The sequence below is a fragment of the Xanthobacter versatilis genome (assembly GCF_043193975.1).
GTDB lineage: Bacteria > Pseudomonadota > Alphaproteobacteria > Rhizobiales > Xanthobacteraceae > Xanthobacter > Xanthobacter autotrophicus_E.
In genome coordinates this window covers 356,218-376,405 of record NZ_JBAFVB010000001.1, presented here as the reverse complement: position 1 = coordinate 376,405, position 20,188 = coordinate 356,218, and the positions used below count along the sequence as shown (strand labels likewise).

Genomic DNA, 20,188 nt, shown 5'->3' with positions numbered 1-20,188 from the left:
CGCTTCACGTAAAGGAGCCGCGAACATGACGCAGGCGCATCTGGACAAGTTCGGCCGCCCCATCGTGGTGGTGACAGGCATCGGCATCGTCACCTCCCTGGGCCAGGGCAAGGAAGACAACTGGCGCCGCCTCACCGCTGGCGAATCGGGCATCCACACCATCACGCGCTTCCCCATCGAGGGCATGCGCACCACCATCGCCGGCACGGTGGACTTCCTGTTCGACGGCCGCGTCGCCGCCCCGAACCTGTCCGAGAAGCTGGCGACGCTGGCGGCGGAAGAGGCCATCGCCGAAGCCGCCATTGGCTCGGACGGGGATTTTCCCGGCCCGCTGTTCGCGGCAGTGCCCCCCGTGGAGCTGGAATGGCCCGAGCGGCGGCAGCTGGCCGATGCGGTGGGTCACTACCCCATCGTCTATCATGACCTGCTCGGCGCAGCGGCCTCCGGCAAGTTCCGTCCCTGGCACGAGCGCTTCCTGTTCGGCTCGGTGGCGGATCGGCTCGCCGACCGCTTCGGCACCCGCGGCCAGCCCATCTCGCTGTCCACCGCCTGCGCCTCGGGAGCGACCGCCATCCAGCTCGGCGTCGAGGCCATCCGCCGCGGCGAGACCGATGTGGCGCTCTCCCTCGGCACCGATGGCTCGGTGCACCCGGAAGCGCTGATCCGCTTCTCGCTGCTGTCGGCGCTGACCACCGCCAACGACAATCCGGAGGGCGCCGCCCGCCCCTTCGCCAAGAATCGCGACGGCTTCGTCATGGCCGAGGGTGCCGCCGCCCTGGTGCTGGAGAGCTATGAGCACGCGGTCGCGCGCGGGGCGAAGATCCTCGGCGTGCTGGAAGGCTGCGGCGAGATGGCGGACAACTTCCACCGCACCCGCTCCAGCCCCGACGGCCGCCCCATCATCGGCTGCATGACCAATGCCTTCGCCGACGCGGGTGTGACCCCGGACGACGTGGACTACATCAATGCCCACGGCACCTCGACGCCGGAAAACGACCGCATGGAATATGTGGGCATGAAGGCGGTGTTCGGCGACGAGAAGCTGGCGCAGACCCCGATCTCGTCCAACAAGTCCATGATCGGCCACACCCTGACGGCGGCCGGTGCCATCGAGGCGGCGGTGTCGCTGCTCACCATCGCCAACGGCCGCATCCCGCCGACCATCAACTACAATATCCCCGACCCGGCCATTCCCCTCGACGTGGTGCCCAACGTGGCGCGCGACGCGAAGGTGCGGCGGGTGATCTCCAACTCCTTCGGCTTCGGCGGGCAGAATGTCTGCCTCGTGCTGGCGGGGGAGCCGGCGTGAGGGGGACGGCGCGATGAGCCCCTCCGCCAAGCCCATCCTCGTCACCGGCGGCGGGCGTGGCCTTGGCGCCGCCATCGTGCGCGCCCTGGCGGCGGCGGGCTATCCCGTGACCTTCACCTACCGTTCGGCCGTGGCGGAAGCGCAGGCGCTGATGGACGAGATCCACGCCGCGCACCCGGACGCTGTCTTGTCTGCCCGCGCGCTGGACCTGGCCGACCGCGCCGCGGTGGAGGCCTTCGCCGAGGAGCTGGAGGCGGGGGATACGCTCTACGGCCTGTGCCACAATGCGGGCGCCTCCTACGACACCCTCGCCGCCATGATCGACCAGGACAAGGCCGAGACGGTGATGCAGGTGAACCATTTCGCCTTCGTGCGCCTTGCCCGCGCGGTGGTGCGGCCCATGACGCGGGCGAAGGCCGGGCGCATCGTCGCCATCGGCTCGGTGGCGGCGCTCCAGGCCAACCAGGGCAATGCGGCCTACGCGGCGTCCAAGGCCGCCCTGCTCGCCCATGTGCGCGGCCTTGCCATCGAGACCGCCCGGCGCGGCGTGACGGTGAACTATGTGGCCCCCGGCTTCATCGATACCGCCATGCTGGAAAAATTCGCCGACTATCGCGCGAAGATGGAGGCGCAGATCCCCGCCGGCCGCTTCGCGACGCCCGATGACGTGGCCCAGGTGGTGGCCTTTCTCTTCTCCCCCGGCGCGGGCTATATGACCGGCGCCATATTGCCGGTGGATGGCGGGCTTTCCGCCTCGCTCGCCGCCCACCGCTGACCCAACTTCCGAGAAAAAAAGAATGCGTGGCCTCCAGCTCGTCTCCGACCGCAGCCTCGAACTCGTCGACCTGCCCGAACCCGACGCCCCCGGCGCCGGCGAGGTGCAGATCCGCGTCAAGGCGCTGGCGCTCAACCATATCGACGTGTGGGGCTGGCGCGGCATGGCCTTCGCCAAGCGCAAGATGCCCCTCGTGGTGGGCGCGGAGGCCGCCGGCGAGATCGTGGCGCTGGGCGCGGACGTGCGCGGCCTGAAGGTGGGGCAGACGGTGGCCATGTACGGCGCCATGACTTGTGGCCACTGCGTCAACTGCCTTAAGGGGCGGGATAATCTCTGCCAGAACGTGGGCGGCGTGCTGGGCTTCCACATCGACGGCTTCGCCCGCGACGTGATCAACATGCCCGAGCGCCTCGTTATCCCGGCGCCCGAGGGCGTCTCCTTCGAGGATGCGGCCTGCGCCGGCATCACCTTCTCAACCGTCGAGCACATGCTGTTCGACAATGCGCAGCTGGAAAAGGGCGAGACCGTTCTGGTCCATGCCGGCGGATCGGGCATCGGCTCCGCCGCCATCCGGCTCGCCAAGGACGTGGGCGCCATCGTCATCACCACGGTCGGCGACGACGAGAAGCTGGAGAAGGCGAAGGCGCTGGGCGCCGACCACGTCATCAATTATCGCAAGGACCGGTTCGAGCACGAGGTCCGCAAGATCACCAAGAAGGTGGGCGTGGACGTGGTGTTCGAGCATGTGGGCGCCGACACCTGGAATGCCTCGCTGCTGTCCATGAAGCCCGGCGCGCGCCTCGTCACCTGCGGCTCCACCTCCGGCGTGAGCGTGCAGATGAACCTGATGCAGCTGTTCCAGCGCCAGTACAAGATCTTCGGCTCGTTCGGCGCGACCATCCGCAATGTGTCGGAGGGCCTTGAGAAGATGGGCCGTGGCATCAAGCCGGTGATCGATACTGTGGTGCCGCTGGAAAACTTCAACGAGGGCCTGGAGCGGCTCGAGAGCCGCAAGGTCTTCGGCAAAATCGTGGTGAAGTTCTAAGGGCTCGACGCGGCGCGCTCGGCCGTGACCCGCTTGTCCCACACCGTCCGCCGCCTGCTCCTCCGGCTGCGTCTTGCGCTGCAGCCGGTAGTGGAAGTGCTGGTGGGCGGCTATGTGCGCGGCTCCATCTGGTGGCTGCGCCTGTGGCCGCTCTGGCTGTCGGCCGGGGGCATGGCCTTCTGGGCGCGCACGTTCGGCCCCTTCTTCGCGGTGAGCAAGGTGGCGCGGCGCAACCTCACCGCCGCCTATCCCGAAAAGAGCAAGGGCGAGATCAGCGACCTCGTGCGCGGCGTGTGGGCCAACATGGGCCGGCTCACCGCGGAATTTGCCCAGCAGGACCGCCTGTGGGACTACGACCCCGCTCGGCCCGGTGAAGGCCGCGTGGAAGTGGTGGGCGCCGAGATCTTCCAGCGCCTGCGCGATGACGGGCGCCCTGCCCTGTTCTTCACCGCCCATACCGGCAATTGGGAAATGTGCGCCATCGCCGGCGCCAAGTTCGACGTGCCGGGCGGCGTGCTCTATCGCGCGCCCAACAACAGGCGCGCCGCCGCTTTGATCGAGGAGATGCGCTCCGGCACCATGCCGGGCCTCATCCGCGCCGGCCGCGACGCCGGCCGCCAGATGGCGCGCATGCTGGCCGAGGGGCAGCATCTGGGCATGCTGATCGACCAGTACTGGACCGGCGGCCCCGAGGTGACCTTCTTCGGCCGGCCCTGCGCCACCAACCCGACGCTCGCGCGCCTCGCCCGGCAGTTCGATTGCCCGGTCCACGGCATGCGCGTCATCCGCCTGCCCGGCGCGCGCTTCCGCGTGGAGATCACGGAAGAGATCGCCCTGCCCCGCGACACCGAGGGCAAGATCGACGTGGTGGGGGCCATGCAGACCGTCACCGGCGTGATCGAGGGCTGGGTGCGCGAATATCCCGACCAGTGGCTGTGGCTCCACCGCCGCTGGCGCTGAGGCCACCCGCGCCCGGATGCGGACAGGAGAGTTGGCCGCAACCCTTGCCCCCGCTGCGGCGATCCTATAAAGCCGCGCTTTCCGTTTTAAGGGGTCTTGAGGGATGAGCACGGCTGACGTTGCCGTCATCATGGGCAGCCAGTCCGATTGGGAGACCATGCGCCACGCGTCCGAGACGCTGGAAGCGCTGAAGATCCCGCATGACAGCCGCATCGTCTCCGCCCATCGCACGCCCGAGCGCATGTACGCCTTCGCCCGCAGCGCGAAGGCGGACGGCTTCAAGGTGATCATCGCCGGCGCCGGCGGGGCGGCCCACCTGCCGGGCATGGTGGCGGCGCTCACCACCCTGCCCGTGTTCGGCGTGCCGGTGCAGTCGAAGGCCCTGTCCGGCCTCGACAGCCTCTATTCCATCGTCCAGATGCCGGCCGGCGTTCCGGTGGGGACGCTGGCCATCGGCGTCGCCGGGGCGACCAACGCGGCGCTGCTGGCGGCTTCCGTGCTGGCGCTCTCGGACCCGGTCCTGTCGCAGCGCCTCGAAGCCTGGCGGGCATCCCGCACCGCGGCGGTGGCGGAACGGCCGGCCTGAGCCATGCTGAAACCCGGAAGCGTCATCGGCATCCTCGGCGGCGGCCAGCTCGGCCGCATGATCGCGCTCGCTGCGGCGGAGCTGGGCCTGAAGACCCATATCCTGTGCCCCGACAAGGACAGCCCCGCCTTCCATGTGAGCGAACACCACATCTGCGCGCCCTACGACGACTTCGCGGCGCTGGAGCGCTTCGCGGCCGGCGTGGACGCGGTGACCTACGAATTCGAGAACGTGCCGCTGGCCACCGCCGAGTTCCTCGCCGCCCGGGTGCCCCTGAGGCCGGGCGCGAAGGCCCTCGCCATCACCCAGGACCGGCTGGCGGAAAAGAGCTTCGTGCGCGACCTCGGCATCGAGACCGCGCCGTTCGCCGCCGTGGACGACCTCGCCGGCCTTGAGGCGGGCGTGGCGGCGCTTGGCCTGCCGGCGGTGCTGAAGACCCGGCGCTTCGGCTATGACGGCAAGGGCCAGGTCATCATCCGCCCGGAGGAAGACCTCACCGCCGCCTGGCACGCCCTGGGCCGGCAGAGCGCGATCCTGGAGGGCTTCGTCGCCTTCGAGCGCGAGGTCTCGGTGGTGGCGGCGCGGCGGGCCGATGGCGCCTTCCAGGCCTTCGACGTGACCGAGAACGTGCATCGCGAGCACATCCTGCACACCTCCACCGTGCCCGCCACCCTGTCGGCCGGCACGGCGCGGCAGGCCCGGTCCATCGCCCGCGCCATCGGCGATGCCCTCGACTATGAGGGCGTGTTCGCGGTGGAATTGTTCGTGGTGGGATGCGGCGCGGATGAACGGGTGATCGTCAACGAGATCGCCCCGCGCGTGCACAACAGCGGGCACTGGACCCAGGACGGCGCCGTGACCTCCCAGTTCGAGCAGCATGTGCGCGCCATCGCCGGCTGGCCGCTGGGCGAGGTGGCGCGCATCGGCCGGGTTGAGATGACCAACCTCATCGGCGCCGACGTGCATGACTGGCATGCGCTGCTCGCCGAGCCCGGCGCCCACGTCCATCTCTACGGCAAGGACGAGGCCCGCGCCGGCCGCAAGATGGGCCACGTGGTGCGGGTGCGCCGCGATCCGGAAGCCTGCACCAACATTCCCGAGGACGGGTGCTAGAACACTGTTCCCGCCCCTCGGCAGGACTGTCCCAGAGCTGTCACAGCCCTGCCATCGAGCCTGACCAAAATACCGCTTGAAGCTTGACCTTCCGCGACCTGAGGCGAATCGCCATGGCGACGCCGACCTCGCCCTGAGTCATATGTGCGCAACCCAGTATCAATACTATGATACCATATTGGCTCGGGGAATTCCGTTGGCCCAGGATCGCTTCAAGGATTGGCTGCGCGAGCTTGCGCGGCACATGGCCCGCACGGGCCGCTATGGCAGCTGGCGTCTGATCCAGATTGAGCTGCGCTTCATGCAGGGCATCCGGGAGGCGGCGAACTGCTTTGCCGATTCCGAGATCCGGACGGAGCTGGACGCCCTGTGCCGCGAGGCGCAGAAGCAGGCGGGGCGGGCCATCGCCCTGCCCGTGCTGGAACCCTCCACCGATTCCGCCTTCGCCGCCGCCACGCGGTGACCGCCGCGGCCGACCTCGTGGATCGGCCGGCGGGAAGATGAGCCGGCACAAGGCCCGCCTTGCTTTTCCGGTGCGTCGGGGATGTGGACAAGGCACAGGGCTTCTGATAAGAGAGCAGCCTTCCGGATGAGCTGAAGTCGAGCGAAAGGCTCGCGCTTCCCCGGTCCGGGTGTTCAGATCAAAGTTGGCCAGATCACGGCTTGCTGGGCTCGGCGCAACAGCTCGAAGAGGTAAACACGTGCAAGTTCTCGTCCGCGACAACAATGTTGATCAGGCCCTCAAGGCGCTCAAGAAGAAGATGCAGCGCGAGGGGATCTTCCGCGAGATGAAGCTGCGTGGCCATTACGAGAAGCCCTCCGAGAAGCGCGCCCGCGAAGAGGCCGAGGCCATCCGTCGCGCCCGCAAGCTCGCTCGCAAGCGCGCCCAGCGCGAGGGTCTCATCCCCTCCAAGCCGCGCCCGACCCGCTGATCCGGCCGGCGCTGCGCGGTCCTGAACCGGCGCGGCGCAGCAGCTCCCAGCTTTCAGCCATTTCAACCGCGCGTGCCTGCATGCGCGGATCCCGCTTGTCTGATACCGCACGGCCTCGGCCACCCCGCTGATCCATGGGCGGGCGGTTTGGTGAGGCGCTCGCGCAATCGCGCAGAGGAGCGCCGCTCCCGGCCCCTTCTGTCCCGTGCCATCCCGTTTTCATCAACATCGCTCATGCTGCCGCAGAGATGCGCCGTGCCCGCGGACCCGTGCGCACAGGGCGCGTGGTTCAGCGACCAGTTAGCGGTGCAATCCGATCGGAACGTGATCTAGAGTGCCAGCGGCGGACGCGGATGCGGCGGCCCCGGGCGCGCTCCGGGTGCGGCAGGCGCCGCGGTCAGGGGAGAGGCTCATGGTTGCGCGTGTGGTCGCGGTCGAACCCTTCGACATCATCGTGTTCGGCGCCACCGGCGATCTCGCGCGGCGCAAGTTGCTGCCGGCCCTGTTCGAGCGTGATCTCGCCGGCCAGATGCCCGACGAGGCCCGCATCATCGGCGTCTCCCGGCGCCCCATGGAGCGGGCGGCATTCCAGGATTTCGCCCGGGACGCGGTGGAGATGTCCGACGGCATCGAGGATGCCCGCCCCGCCCGCCTCGCCCATTTCCTCGACCGGCTTGACTATGTGGCGGTTGACGCCCAGTCCGACGCCGGCTGGGCGGATCTTGCCCGCCTGCTGGACGAGGGACGCGACCATGTCCGGGTGCTCTATCTCGCCGTGGGGCCGGACCTGTTCGATCCCATCTGCGCCCGCATCGGGGAACACGGCATCGTCACCGACAAGACCCGCGTGGTGGTGGAAAAGCCGGTGGGCAAGGACCTCGCCTCGGCGCTGAAGGTCAATGCCGCCGTCGGCAAGGTCTTCCGCGAGGAAGCGGTGTTCCGCATCGATCATTATCTCGGCAAGGAAACAGTGCAGAACCTGATGGCGCTCAGGTTCGCCAACGCCCTGTTCGAGCCGGTGTGGAACAATGCCCATATCGATCATGTGCAGATCACGGTGGCCGAGAGCATCGGCACCGCGGGCCGCGCCGGTTACTACGACACCGCCGGCGCCCTGCGCGACATGGTGCAGAACCATATTCTCCAGCTGCTCTGCCTGGTGGCCATGGAGCCGCCCGTATCGCTGGACGCGGATGCGGTGCGGGACGAGAAGCTGAAGGTTCTCAAAGCCCTCACCCCCATCACCGAGGCCAATGCCGCCCAGCTCACCGTGCGCGGCCAGTATCGCGCCGGCGCTTCGTCGGGCGGGGCGGTGCCGGGCTATCTGGAGGAGCTGGGCTCCTCCACCTCCGAGACCGAGACCTTCGTGGCCCTGAAGGCGGAAATCGGCAACTGGCGCTGGTCCGGCGTGCCTTTCTACCTGCGCACCGGCAAGAGGCTGGCATCGCGGGTGTCGGAGATCGTGGTCGCGTTCCGGCCCATTCCCCATTCGGTGTTCGACGCGCAGGCGGGTCCCATCGTGGCCAACCGCCTCGTCATGCGGCTCCAGCCCGACGAGGGCGTGAAGCTCTGGCTCATGATCAAGGACCCCGGCCCCGGCGGCATGCGGCTCCAGCACGTGCCCCTCGACATGAGCTTCGCCAGCGTGTTCGGCGTGCGCAACGCCGACGCCTACGAGCGGCTCATCATGGATGTGGTGCGCGGCAACCAGACCCTGTTCATGCGCCGCGACGAGGTGGAGGCGGCCTGGAACTGGATCGATCCCATCCTCGACGCCTGGCGAACCTCCCGCGAGCTGCCCAAGCCCTACACCGCCGGCACCTGGGGGCCCTCCGCCGCCATCGCCCTCATCGAGCGGGACGGACGGACCTGGACCGACGATGCCTGAGGCCGCCTTTTCCGAGAAACCCATGACGACATCCTCCCACCCGACACCCGCCCTCCCCTTCGCCCTTGCCGCCTATGACGACCCCGCTGCCCTTGCCCGCGCCCTGGCGGCGCACGTGGCGGAGGCGTTGCGCGCCCGCGTCGCCAGCGACGGATCGGCGAGCCTTGCCGTCTCCGGCGGCCGCACGCCGACGCGCTTCTTCGAGACCCTGTCCGGCGCGCCGCTCGACTGGAGCCGCATCACCGTGACCCTGGTGGATGAGCGCTGGGTGCCGGAAACATCGGATCGCTCCAACGCCGCCCTGGTGCGGCGCCACCTGCTCAAGGGACCTGCCGCCGCCGCCCGCTTCTTACCGCTCTTCACCGGCGCGCCAACGCCGGAAGAGGGACTCGCGGAGGCCGAGGCCGCCGTCGCCGCCCTGCGCGCCCCGTTCGCCGCCGTGGTGCTGGGCATGGGGGATGACGGACACACCGCCTCCTTCTTCCCCGGCGCGCAGGCGCTCGCCGCCGCCATCGATCCGGCCGGCACGGCGCGTCTCATCGCCGTGCGCGCGGAGGCGGCCGGCGAGCCGCGCATCACTTTCACCCTGCCGCCCCTCATCTCAGCCGACCTGCTGCTCCTGCACATCGAGGGCGCGACCAAGCGCGCGGTGCTGGAGCGGGCCGCGGCCGGTGGCAATGGGGCGGACCTGCCGATCCGCGCCGTGCTCGCCAACGCCCCAAGGCCGCTGGACGTGCTCTGGTGTCCCTGAAGCCGTTTTGACTGCCTCCCCTTTCCTTCCCGCGACCCGGGTTCCCACATTGCCCAAGCAGGGCCTGATGGAGATTTCGCGCCCATGACGTCTAACGCCCACGCGACCGACGCCGCCTTCAAGGCCCTCGCCACCGCCTGGACCACCCGCGAGGGACGCATCCTCGACCTGTTCGCGCAACCGGACCGGTTCGAGCGCTTTTCGGTGGCCTATGGCGACCTGCTCATCGATTTCTCCAAGACCGCCATTACCGACGACATCCTCACCCAGCTCCTTGAGCTTGCCCGCGCCGGCGGGGTGGAGGCCCAGCGCGACGCCATGTTCGCCGGCGACCACATCAACCTCACCGAGGATCGCGCGGTGCTGCACACCGCCTTGCGCGACCAGGCAAGCGACACCATCCAGGTGGACGGCATCGACGTGAAGCCCGGCGTGGTGGAGACGCTCGCGCGCCTCGGCGATTTCGCCACCGGCGTGCGCGAGGGCCGCATCGCCGGGGCGCGGGGCGGCGTCATCACCGACGTGGTGAACATCGGCATCGGCGGCTCGGACCTCGGCCCGGCCATGGTGACGCTGGCGCTCGCGCCCTATCACGACGGGCCGCGCTGCCATTTCGTCTCCAACGTGGACAGCGCCCACATCACCGATGTGCTGAAGGTGCTCGACCCCGCCACCACTTTGTTCATCGTGGCCTCCAAGACCTTCACCACGGTGGAGACCATGACCAACGCCGCCACCGCCCGCGCCTTCATCGTGAACGCGCTGGGCGAGGATGCGGTGGGCGCCCATTTCGCCGCCGTCTCCACGGCGCTCGACAAGGTGGGGGCCTTCGGCATCCCGGCCGATCGCATCTTCGGCTTCTGGGACTGGGTGGGCGGGCGCTATTCGGTGTGGTCGGCCATCGGCCTGCCGCTGATGCTCGCCATCGGCCCGGACCGGTTCCGGGAATTCCTCGCCGGCGCGGCGGCCATGGACGAGCACTTCCGCTCCGCCCCTCTCGACCAGAACCTGCCGGTGCTGCTGGGACTCATTGGCCTATGGCATCGCAATGCCTGCGGCTTCCCGAGCCGCGCCATCATCCCCTACGACCAGCGCCTCGCCCGGCTGCCGGCCTATCTCCAGCAGCTCGACATGGAGAGCAACGGCAAGAGCGTGACGCGGGACGGAACTGCCGTCGCCCGCCCCACCGGCCCCATCGTGTGGGGCGAGCCCGGCACCAATGCGCAGCACGCTTTCTTCCAGCTGCTGCACCAGGGCACGGACATCGTTCCGGTGGAATTCCTGGTGGGGGCGCAGAGCCACGAGCCGGCGCTGAAGGACCACCAGAACCTGCTGGTGGCCAATTGCCTGGCCCAGTCCGAGGCGCTCATGCGCGGGCGCACGCTGGAGGAGGCGGCGGCCCAGCTCCGGGCCAAGGGCATGAGCGAGGACAAGGTGGCGGAGATCGCGCCCCATCGCGTCTTCCCCGGCGACCGCCCGTCGCTGACCATCGCCTATGCCACCCTCGACCCGTTCACCCTCGGGCGCATCATCGCGCTCTACGAGCACCGGGTGTTCGTGGAAGCGGCGGTGTGGGGCATCAATGCCTTCGACCAGTGGGGCGTGGAGCTGGGCAAGGAACTCGCCACCCAGTTCCTGCCCGCCGTCACCGGCGGTGCACTGCCGCCGAGCGCATCGGCATCCACCTCCGGCCTCATCGCCCATCTCGACGCGGTCGCTGGGGGCTGAGCCCTTCCCTATCGGAAGGTAGCGCGTTCTTCCCGTCAACCCTCGCATGTGCGATGCTGCTATGCAGCAATGCGGGGGTCCCTCTGCGTATTATGTATACCACATTGATCTCGGCCTGCGCTATGAAGAGGTCGATCCCGGTGGTGCATCGCACGTGAGGGCTCATTCGGGGTGGCACTTGAGGTGCCCGGAGAGAAGATGATGAACGCGCTTGAACTGACGGCCTTCGGCCTTTTCGGCATTGTGCTCTCGCTGGCGGTGACCGGCCTGAGCGCGCAGAAGCCTTACATGTCGGTTGCCGGCGGCATGGGCATTCCGGTGGAAGACGTTCTGCTGCAGCCGTCCGAGCCCCGTTTCGCTTCCGTGCGCACCGCCGCCAACGGTGCGGTGGAAGTGGCCGTCGCGCCCCGCCACAACTGAGAGAAGGCCGCAGGGCGTAGCCGCGACCTTCGGGATCGGGAGGCCGCTGCGGATAGAAAGAAGGGAGCGGCAAGCCGCTCCCTCAAGGTAGGCCCGGGGTAGGTGGGCCAAGGTGAAGTCCGAGGTCGGGGCCGGGTTTTCCCACCCCCGTCCGTCGGCCAAACTTCAGCTGACGACCTTGGCGCTGGGAACCTCCACTTCCTCCTTCGCCGCCGCTCCCAGCACGAAGCGGGCGCGCAGCGGCTTGAGGACGAAGAGCGCCATGAGCGCGGCCAAGGCATTGACGCCCGCCGTCAGCATAAACACCAGGTCCCAGTTGCCAAGCTTGGCAACCGCGACCGAAGCCAGCGGCACCACGAGCGAGGCGGTGCCCTTCGCGGTGTAGAGCAGGCCGGCGTTGGTGGTGGCAAAGCGCGAGCCGAACGTGTCGCCGCAGGTCGCCGGGAACAGCGAGTAGATCTCACCCCAGGCGAAGAAGACGAGGCCGGTCAGGATCACGAAGGCGATCGGGTCGGCACCGAAATGGGCCAGAGCCAGCACGCCCACCGCTTCCAGCGAGAAGGCGATGAACATGGTGTTCTCGCGCCCGATATTGTCCGACACCCAGCCGAAGAACGGGCGGGTGACGCCGTTGAGCACCCGGTCGATGGACAGGGCGAAGGTCAGCGCAGGCAGGGTGAGGCCGAGGATCGACACCGGCACGTCGGCGATCTTGAAGTCCTTCGCGATGGAGCCGAGCTGGGCCGTGGCCATCAAGCCGCCCGCCGCAACCAGCACGAACATCAGGTACATGACCCAGAACACCGGGGCCTTCAGCATCTCCCCCGGACCATAGCTGCGACGGCTCTGGGTGGTGGAGGTGGCGGCGACGACCGGCACCTGGCCAGGCTTCGGGCTCATGAGGAACAGCGATGCCAGCAGCACCACGGCGCCCTGGATCAGGCCGAAGAACAGGAAGGTGTGCTCGTAGCCCTGCGACTTGATCATGGCCGCGATGGGCACGATGGTCAGGGCCGATCCGGCGCCGAAGCCGGCGGCGGTGATGCCGGCGGCAAGGCCGCGGCGATCGGGGAACCACTTCAGCGCCGCACCCACGGCCGTACCGTAGACCGCGCCGGCGCCGGCGCCGCCGAGAGCCGCCGAAATGTACAGCATGGTGAGGCTGGATGCGACCGAGTTGAGGCCCCAGGACAGGGCGCACAGGATGCCGCCGATAAACACCACCGGGCGCGGTCCGAACTTGTCCACGAACCAGCCTTCCACCGGGACCAGCCACGTCTCGAACACGACGAAGATGGTAAAGGCCACCTGGATGGCGGCGCGGCCCCACTGGTGCTTCTCGTTCATCGGTTCGACGAACAGCGTCCAGCCGTACTGGAGGTTGGCGATCATGGACATGCAGACCACGCCAATGGCGAGCTGCATCCATCGTCCGCCCAACGGCCCGCGCACGGGCGTCGAAAGATTCTGCGACATTTCCTTCCCTTTCTCACTGGGGATCATCGAAAGCGATGAACGGCCCGTGACGGTCACCATTCTTGATGCGGGCCTTCTTGACCGAGCCCGCTCGCGTACCGAGGAGGAAGCTGTATCAAAAATACGGTATACATAATGCGTTTAACGGCTATGTAACTGATACATGCCGTTGTTTTCAGGGGTTATCACAAAGCCAAATGCCGGGCGAGCGCGGCGCAATCGAGCAAAGGCTTGCAGCGTTTTCTTGAGTCTTGATTGCGCTCTCTGAATAGAGATGCATGTAACGCCAGTTTCTACATCGACACAATTGCGACCGATTGGCAACCCACCCCGCGAATGCATTCGAAGACATGCGCGAGCCGAAAACATGCGCGAGCCCATGACCGCCCCGGTGGTGCGGATCGGGGGCGCACGGACGAAAAAAGCCCCGGCACAAGGCCGGGGCTTGAGGGGCCGCCACTAGGACGGCGGAGGGACGGGGTCGGTCGCCCCACCCGGCGCATGGCGCTGGAGAGGCGAAGCCCGGGGGCACGCCGATCTGGCCCCAATGCGGACCTCGATCGTTCTCGCGCCCTTGCCTTTGGGCTTCCGAATAAGGCCCGATCGCCCTGCACCGCAGGATGACCGGAAAATGTCTCGTACCTTCTGAAACTTGGACCTGGAGGACCGACCGGGCCGGCGGCGCCGACCCGGTCGGATCCGAAGGGTCAGGCCGTTGCTTCGCGGGCTGCGGTCGCAGCAGCGGCCGCCTCTGCATTCTGCCGGTGGTGGCGCGCCAGCATGGGCCGCAGGACAAAGAGCGCTCCGAAGGCCGCGGTCAGGTCCATGGCCGCCACCGTGTAGAGCACGGTGGTCCAGGTACCCGTCGCCTCCATCAGGATGTTGGCGAGCGGCACCAACAGGGCGGCAAAGCCCTTGGCCGTGTAGAGCATGCCATAGATCTTGCCGATGTGCTTGGAACCGAAGGTATCCGCGGCAGTCGCCGAGAACAGGGAGTAGACTTCGCCCCAGGCCAGGAAGACCACGCCGGACAGGATGATGAACGCCCACGGATTGTGGCCGAACGTGCCCAGCGCGACGATGCCGAGGCCTTCCATGGCGAAGGCGAAGAACATGGTCTTCTCACGGCCGATATGGTCGGAGATCCAGCCGAAGAAGGGGCGGGAGAAGCCGTTCAGGATGCGGTCCAGCATCAGGGCGAAGGGCAGCGCCGCCATGGCGAAGAAGTAGAGGTCGACGTTGATGTGCTTCACGCCGAGGTCTTCGGCGATCACGCCCAGCTGCGCCACGGCCATGAGGCCGCCGGACACGGTTAGAACGAACAGGGTGAGCATGATCCAGAACACCGGGGTCCGGAGCGCCTCGCCGAGCGTATAGTCGCGCCGGCTCTGGGCCACGGTGGAGGAATAGATCACCTCGGTCTTGGACGGCGCCCGCAGGAAGCCGGCCGCGAGCAGGATCACCGCGCCCTGGATCAGGCCAAAGGTGAAGAAAGTGTCCTGATAGCCGCTGGTCTTGATCATGGCGGCGATGGGCAGGATGGTCAGAACCGTGCCCGAGCCGTAGCCCGCCGCGGTGAGGCCCACGGCCAGGCCGCGGCGATCCGGGAACCACTTCAGCGCGGCGTTCACGCAGGTGGCGTAGACGCAGCCGACGCCGATGCCGCCGACAGCCGCCGCCACATAGAGCGCGGTGAGCGAGCCGGCATAGGAATTCAGCACCCAGGACAGGCCGGTGAACAGGCCGCCCACCATGACCATGACCCGCGGGCCGTACTTGTCGATGAAATAGCCCTCGATGGGCGTCAGCCAGGTCTGCACCACGACGAAGACGGTGAAGGCGACCTGCACGGAGGCACGCGTCCAGCCGTGCGTGGAGACGATTTCCGGGACAAACAACGTCCAGGAATACTGGATGTTCGCCGCGGCGACCATACAGACGATACCGGCGACAAGTTGCAGCCAGCGATTGGTCGCAGGCGCCTTTACTGCTGCTTCAACCATTTTTCCTACCCCTTGAGACTTTTATATTTTTTGATGTTGTTAACCGCTCCACCCTCTTTTTGTCCCTCATGGAGCAGCGGATGTTCAAACGGGCGTTTTTCTCCCGTCAGACTGCACCGGCGGCACGCATGCCGGCGATCTCTTCATGGGTGTAGCCAAGGGTGGCCAGCACCTCGTCCGTATGCTCGCCGAGGAGCGGCGCGCGCTCGACGGGAACATGGCTTGCGGACAAATGGATGGGGGATCCCACGGTGACGTAGGTGCCACGCTCGGGATGCGGCACCTCCACCAGGAAGCCCCGGTCATAGAGCGCGCGGTCCTCCAGGATGTCCTTGGTGGACAGCACCGGGCCGCAGGGAACGTCGATGGCCTTGAGCTGCGCCATGACCTCGAACTTGGTGCGCTTGGCGGTCCAGCGCTCGATGATTTCGAAGCACTGCTCCAGCCGCTGCGCCCGGGCCTCGTGGGAGGCGAACTTGGGATCGTCGATGAGGTCCTTGCGGCCCACCAGCCGCATCAGCGGCGCCCAGCCCTGGGGCTGGATGATGACGTAGCAGTAATCGTTCTCGCCCCCCGGCGCGCAGCGCAGGGCCGCGCCGGGCTGGCCGCCGCCCGAGCAATTGCCGGCCCGCGGCACGCAGTCCCCTTCCGGGGCGCCGGGATATTCGGTGAGCGGCCCGGCTTCGAGGCGCTGCTGGTCGCGCAGCTTCACCCGAAGAAGGTTCACCACGCAGTCCTGCATGGCCACGTCCACCTTCTGACCCTCGCCGGTGACGGTGCGCTGGTAAAGCGCCGCGAGGATGCCGGTGACGCAATGGATGCCGGTGCCGGTGTCGCCGATCTGAGCGCTGGAGGCGGTGGGCGGGCCCGACCGCCAGCCGGTGGTGCTCATGGCGCCGCCCATGGCCTGGGCGATGGTCTCATAAGCCTTGGCGTCCACGCCGGCGCCCTCCGCGAAGCCGCGGATGGAGGCATAGATGAGGCGCGGGTTGCGGGCGCGGACGGCCTCGTAACCGAAGCCCTGGCGGTCCAGCACGCCGGGGCCGAAATTCTCGACCAGCACGTCGCAGGCGTCGATCAGGCGCCCCATGGCTTCCTGGCCCTGCGGCGTCTTGATGTTGATGGTGACGCTCTGCTTGTTGGCGTTCAGCATCGTGAAGTAAAGGCTGTCCACATTGGACTTGTCGCGCAGCTGCGTCCGGGTGATATCCCCGCGCCGCGGCATCTCGACCTTGATGACCTCCGCCCCCAGCCACGCAAGAAGTTGCGTCGCGGAGGGGCCGGACTGCACGTGCGTCATGTCCAGGACGCGCACGCCTTCGAGCGCCTTGCCCATGCCTCCACTCCCGGATTTCCCTGCCCTGATTTGCGGAGCCGCCGGTCTGCGCCGGCTTGCCGTTCGCTGGGTCACCGGCTTCGCCGGGTCGCCACTCGCTGGTTCGCCGGCCAGAGGCCGGCTTGTGTGTCTTGCTTGGGTTCGCCAGCCCCTGCCGGCAGGGACTGGACCCTGAGGGCATCGTCCGCGGTACTCATGTGTACTGAATTACGTATGCCAGATACAAAATGTAGCACCGTCATTCGGTCCCCGCAATCACTTTGCGTGAGGACCTCACCTAAGGGCGGCGAGACCCGCTTCCATGCCCGCGGTGACCGGCTCGCGGAGGGCCGCTTCCTCTTCCTTGAGGTAGTGGCGCATGAGATCGGTGGCGCTGATGACCCCGACAAGACTGTGGTTCTCGATCACGGGAAGGTGGCGCACCTGGTGCTCCACCATCAGCCGCAGCACGGTCTCGATGCTGTCGGCGAGGCTGCAGCTGATCACCTCCCGCTTGAGCAGGCTGGCGAGAACCATCTTGGGCGTGTTGGCGCCATGCTCCAGCACGGCACGGGTGACATCGCGCTCGGAAAAGACACCGACCACGGTGTTGCCTTCGGTGCGGCACACGTCCTTGACGATGACGGAGGAGATGTTCTCCCGCTTCATCACCAATACGGCGTCGGCCACGGTTTCATGCATGCGCAGGGTAATGATGCGGGTATCGCGCTTGGCCCGCAGCATGTCGTCCACGGTCATCATTGGCGTTCTCCCCTGGCTCGGGCATGGGCTGGAGGCTTGTCGTGCAAGCGGTTCGCAGCGCGCATCCCGACCTACGTTCAAAACCGGATTCCCCAATCAGATCGATTTGACCTGATCGGACCCGGCCCTGTGTTCGCCGTCATGGGCGGGGCTTGGGCCAAATAGGCCGCCCCGTCTTCTGGGAGAGATGCTGGTATTCAAAATACATTCTGTCAACGCGCACCGCGGCATGAACCGCGCCATATCTTTGCTGCAGCGCAATGCAACTGGGCAGCAGGTGCGGCATTGCTTACCACCTGCAATCATGCTGCCATTAGATATGATGTATATGGTAGGCAAAGGCGGGAATCACGCGGCGCCGATCCGGCGAACCTGATCAGCCAGGGGCGAAAGGGTGCGATGACGTACCAGGATATCAACGTGAAGCCGATCGAGACCGAATCGAGCTTCCGGATGAAGGCGTACAAGGCGCTGAAGGCGGCCATCATGGAGATGGACATCTACAGCCACCCCGAGGAGATCCGCCTCGAGGAACGCCAGCTCTCGGAACGACTCGGCGTCTCGCGCACACCCATTCGCGAGGCCATGACCCTGCTGGAGCAGGAAGGCTTCGTGCGATCCGTGCCACGCCGCGGCATCTTCGTGGTCCGCAAGACCAAGCAGGAGGTGATCGAGATGATCACCGTCTGGGCGGCGCTGGAGAGCATGGCCGCGCGCCTTGCCTGCGAGCGGGCGACCGAGGCGGAGATCCGCCTGCTGCGCGAGAATGTGCGCGCCTTCGCCAACCGCGATCCGGAGGACTACGTCTCGGAATATTCCGAGGCGAACCTCGCCTTCCACAAGCTCATCATCCGCATGTCCGGATGCCAGCTCATTGCCGAGACCACGGAAAACCTGTTTCCGCACATGCGCGGGGTGCGCAAGGTCACCATCGGCCAGGACCACCGCGCCCAGCGCTCCATCGTGGACCACACCAAGATCGTGGAAGCCATCGAGAAGCGCGACCCGGATCTCGCCGAGCGCCTGGTGCGCGAGCACACCATGGGCCTTGCCCGCCACGTGGCAGAGCACGGTAATTTCCTGGACTGAGCGCCCGGCGACGCGCGCAACAAAAAAGGCCGGCGCATGCGCCGGCCTTTTTCTTGTCTCAGAGGCTCTCAGGCCGCCTTGTGCTTGCCGATCATCTCGATGAAGCGGTCGAACAGATAGTGGCTGTCCTGCGGGCCGGGGCTCGCCTCGGGGTGGTACTGCACCGAGAACACCGGCCGGTCCGCCAGCGCGATGCCAGCATTCGAGCCGTCGAACAGGGAGACATGGGTCTCCACCGCATTCTTGGGCAGGGTCTCGCGATCCACCGCGAAGCCGTGGTTCATGGAGGTGATCTCCACCTTGCCGGTGGTGAGGTCCTTAACCGGATGGTTCGCGCCGTGGTGGCCCTGGTGCATCTTCACCGTACGGCCACCCACCGCGAGGCCGATCATCTGGTGGCCGAGGCAGATGCCGAAGGTGGGCACCCCGGTCTCGATGATCCGGCGGATCACCGGCACCGCATATTCCCCCGTCGCCGCCGGATCGCCCGGGCCGTTGGAGAGGAACACGCCGTCCGGCTTCAGGGCCAGGATGTCGTCGGCCGAGGTGGTGGCCGGAACCACCGTCACCTTGCAGCCGGCGCGGGCGAGCAGGCGCAGGATGTTGCGCTTCACGCCATAGTCCACCGCCACCACGTGGTGACGCGGCGCGTCCTGGTGCCCGTAGCCCTTTTCCCATTCCCAGGTGGTCTCGTCCCATCCGAAACGCTGGGCCGAGGTGACGCCGGGCACGAGGTCCATGCCGACGAGGCCGGGCCAGGCCCGCGCCTCGGCCTTCAGCGCCTCGATGTCGAAGACGCCGTCGGCGGAATGGGCGATGACCGCGTTGGGCATGCCCGCCTCTCGGATGAGGGCGGTGAGGGCGCGGGTGTCGATGCCGGTGATGCCGGGGATGCCGCGCGCCTTCAGCCATTCATTCAGGTGGCGGGTGGCGCGATAGTTGGACGGCTCGGTGACGGCGGTGCGCAGCACCACGCCGCGGACGCCCGAGGCGGCGGCCATGGACACCGTCTCGATGTCTTCCTCGTTGGTCCCCACGTTGCCGATGTGCGGGAACGTGAAGGTGATGATCTGGCCGGCGTAGGAGGGATCGGTCAGGATCTCCTCATAGCCGGTGATAGCGGTGTTGAAGCACACCTCGCCGGCGAGGCGGGCTTCGGCGCCGATGCCAAAGCCTTCGAGGACGGTGCCGTCCGCGAGGACAAGAACGGCGGTGGGCTTGGGCTCGCTCCAGCCTTCGGCGGAGGGGCGCACATCCCGGCCTTCGGCCGGAGCGGTCGGGGCGTGGTCTTGTTCGTTGGTCATGGATCGCCTAGATAGAGCGTCGCGCGTCGCGTTTCCAGCGTTCCGCACCGAATTTGTGCGGCGCGGCGCCGGACGGTCGAGGGACCGGAGTGGAAAGTGCCTCCGCAAGCTGGCGTTCCGGATGGAGCCGGAAGCTTGCGGCCAGCCAGCCCCGGCCCCTTTGCTCCAGCCGCCATGCCAGCCCGTCCGCTGATCCCTTCCTTCATTTCAATCTAAGGACGACGTTCCGTGCTTCGTGACGACATCAACACGGCCCTGAAAGAGTCGCTGAAGGCCCAGGACAAGCGCCGCACCGGCACCCTCCGGCTCATCAACGCGGCGCTGAAGGACCGCGACATCGAGCAGCGCGGCCAGGGCAAGGATCCCCTCACCGACGACGAACTGCGCGCCCTGCTGGCCAAGATGGTCAAGCAGCGCGAGGAAAGCGCCAGGATCTATGAGGAGAACGCCCGCCCCGAGCTCGCCGAGCAGGAGCGCGAGGAAATCACCTATATCCAGGCCTTCCTGCCGCAGCAGCTCTCGGAAACCGACACCCGCGCCGCAATCGCCGCTGTGATCGCCGAGATCGAGGCCAAGGGCATCAAGGACATGGGCCGCACCATGGCGGTCCTGAAGGAGCGCCACGCCGGCGCCATCGACTTCGGCAAGGCCTCCGGCTGGGTGAAGGAAGCCCTCACCGCCGCGGCCTGAGCCAGTTTTGCCGGCGGGTCAGGCCCGCCGGCTTCCGCCTTC

The 20,188-nt window shown here is 67.4% G+C and carries 19 protein-coding genes; 14 read left to right on the top strand and 5 right to left on the bottom strand.

Translation table 11 applies throughout. The features are described 5' to 3' along the window. Positions 1–25: 25 nt before the first annotated feature. The 12 genes from V5F66_RS01585 to V5F66_RS01530 all read left to right on the top strand — a co-directional run bounded on the left by V5F66_RS01585 (position 26) and on the right by V5F66_RS01530 (position 11,507). Positions 26–1,309, top strand: a complete 1,284-nt coding sequence (locus tag V5F66_RS01585) for a beta-ketoacyl-ACP synthase (RefSeq protein WP_012113280.1) — start codon at positions 26–28, stop codon at positions 1,307–1,309. 13 nt (positions 1,310–1,322) lie between these two features. After that, positions 1,323–2,084: an SDR family NAD(P)-dependent oxidoreductase gene (locus V5F66_RS01580; protein WP_012113279.1), complete on the top strand. Its 762-nt coding sequence runs from the start codon at positions 1,323–1,325 to the stop codon at positions 2,082–2,084. 22 nt (positions 2,085–2,106) lie between these two features. After that, the gene (locus tag V5F66_RS01575; protein ID WP_394093064.1) at positions 2,107–3,129 is read left to right on the top strand and encodes a zinc-binding dehydrogenase; all 1,023 of its coding nucleotides are present in this window, start codon (positions 2,107–2,109) and stop codon (positions 3,127–3,129) included. Positions 3,130–3,153: 24 nt separating this feature from the next. Next, on the top strand, positions 3,154–4,089 hold the full coding sequence (locus tag V5F66_RS01570; protein ID WP_394093063.1) for a lipid A biosynthesis lauroyl acyltransferase: 936 nt from the start codon (positions 3,154–3,156) through the stop codon (positions 4,087–4,089). Between the two features lie 103 nt (positions 4,090–4,192). Then, positions 4,193–4,675, top strand: a complete 483-nt coding sequence (gene purE, locus V5F66_RS01565; protein ID WP_394093062.1) for a 5-(carboxyamino)imidazole ribonucleotide mutase — start codon at positions 4,193–4,195, stop codon at positions 4,673–4,675. 3 nt (positions 4,676–4,678) lie between these two features. After that, positions 4,679–5,788 (top strand): 5-(carboxyamino)imidazole ribonucleotide synthase, encoded by a 1,110-nt coding sequence (locus V5F66_RS01560; protein ID WP_394093061.1) that lies wholly within the window; start codon positions 4,679–4,681, stop codon positions 5,786–5,788. 196 nt (positions 5,789–5,984) lie between these two features. Then, positions 5,985–6,251: a hypothetical protein gene (locus V5F66_RS01555; protein WP_012113274.1), complete on the top strand. Its 267-nt coding sequence runs from the start codon at positions 5,985–5,987 to the stop codon at positions 6,249–6,251. 238 nt (positions 6,252–6,489) lie between these two features. Further along, a complete protein-coding gene (rpsU, locus tag V5F66_RS01550) occupies positions 6,490–6,720 on the top strand; it encodes a 30S ribosomal protein S21 (protein WP_012113273.1) in 231 nt (76 codons plus the stop codon). Between the two features lie 412 nt (positions 6,721–7,132). Continuing rightward, the gene (gene zwf, locus V5F66_RS01545; protein ID WP_012113272.1) at positions 7,133–8,608 is read left to right on the top strand and encodes a glucose-6-phosphate dehydrogenase; all 1,476 of its coding nucleotides are present in this window, start codon (positions 7,133–7,135) and stop codon (positions 8,606–8,608) included. A gap of 22 nt (positions 8,609–8,630) precedes the next feature. After that, entirely contained in the window at positions 8,631–9,359 is a 729-nt protein-coding gene (gene pgl, locus V5F66_RS01540) for a 6-phosphogluconolactonase (RefSeq protein ID WP_394093060.1), read from the top strand. A gap of 84 nt (positions 9,360–9,443) precedes the next feature. Beyond that, positions 9,444–11,087 (top strand): glucose-6-phosphate isomerase, encoded by a 1,644-nt coding sequence (gene pgi, locus V5F66_RS01535; protein ID WP_394093059.1) that lies wholly within the window; start codon positions 9,444–9,446, stop codon positions 11,085–11,087. 198 nt (positions 11,088–11,285) lie between these two features. Continuing rightward, positions 11,286–11,507: a hypothetical protein gene (locus V5F66_RS01530; RefSeq protein ID WP_394000716.1), complete on the top strand. Its 222-nt coding sequence runs from the start codon at positions 11,286–11,288 to the stop codon at positions 11,505–11,507. 165 nt (positions 11,508–11,672) lie between these two features. Here the strand turns inward: V5F66_RS01530 and oxlT (V5F66_RS01525) are convergent, their stop codons facing one another. The 4 genes from oxlT (V5F66_RS01525) to V5F66_RS01510 all read right to left on the bottom strand — a co-directional run bounded on the left by oxlT (V5F66_RS01525) (position 11,673) and on the right by V5F66_RS01510 (position 17,063). Then, complete coding sequence (gene oxlT, locus V5F66_RS01525; protein ID WP_394006458.1) at positions 11,673–12,983, bottom strand: oxalate/formate MFS antiporter; 1,311 nt, start codon at positions 12,981–12,983, stop codon at positions 11,673–11,675. Between the two features lie 707 nt (positions 12,984–13,690). Then, positions 13,691–14,986, bottom strand: a complete 1,296-nt coding sequence (gene oxlT, locus V5F66_RS01520) for an oxalate/formate MFS antiporter (RefSeq protein WP_012113267.1) — start codon at positions 14,984–14,986, stop codon at positions 13,691–13,693. 106 nt (positions 14,987–15,092) lie between these two features. Beyond that, positions 15,093–16,322 carry a formyl-CoA transferase gene (gene frc / locus V5F66_RS01515; RefSeq protein WP_012113266.1) on the bottom strand — a complete coding sequence of 410 codons (1,230 nt, stop codon included), beginning with the start codon at positions 16,320–16,322 and terminating at the stop codon, positions 15,093–15,095. Positions 16,323–16,595: 273 nt separating this feature from the next. Beyond that, positions 16,596–17,063 carry a CBS domain-containing protein gene (locus V5F66_RS01510; protein ID WP_012113265.1) on the bottom strand — a complete coding sequence of 156 codons (468 nt, stop codon included), beginning with the start codon at positions 17,061–17,063 and terminating at the stop codon, positions 16,596–16,598. 399 nt (positions 17,064–17,462) lie between these two features. Here V5F66_RS01510 and V5F66_RS01505 point away from each other — a divergent pair, with 399 nt between their 5' ends. After that, complete coding sequence (locus V5F66_RS01505) at positions 17,463–18,152, top strand: GntR family transcriptional regulator (RefSeq protein ID WP_012113264.1); 690 nt, start codon at positions 17,463–17,465, stop codon at positions 18,150–18,152. A 68-nt stretch (positions 18,153–18,220) separates the two neighbouring features. Here the strand turns inward: V5F66_RS01505 and carA are convergent, their stop codons facing one another. Then, positions 18,221–19,456, bottom strand: coding sequence for a glutamine-hydrolyzing carbamoyl-phosphate synthase small subunit (gene carA / locus V5F66_RS01500; protein ID WP_012113263.1), 1,236 nt, complete (start codon positions 19,454–19,456; stop codon positions 18,221–18,223). A 228-nt stretch (positions 19,457–19,684) separates the two neighbouring features. Between carA and V5F66_RS01495 the strand changes: the two genes are divergently transcribed. After that, a complete protein-coding gene (locus V5F66_RS01495) occupies positions 19,685–20,146 on the top strand; it encodes a GatB/YqeY domain-containing protein (RefSeq protein WP_012113262.1) in 462 nt (153 codons plus the stop codon). Positions 20,147–20,188: the final 42 nt, after the last annotated feature.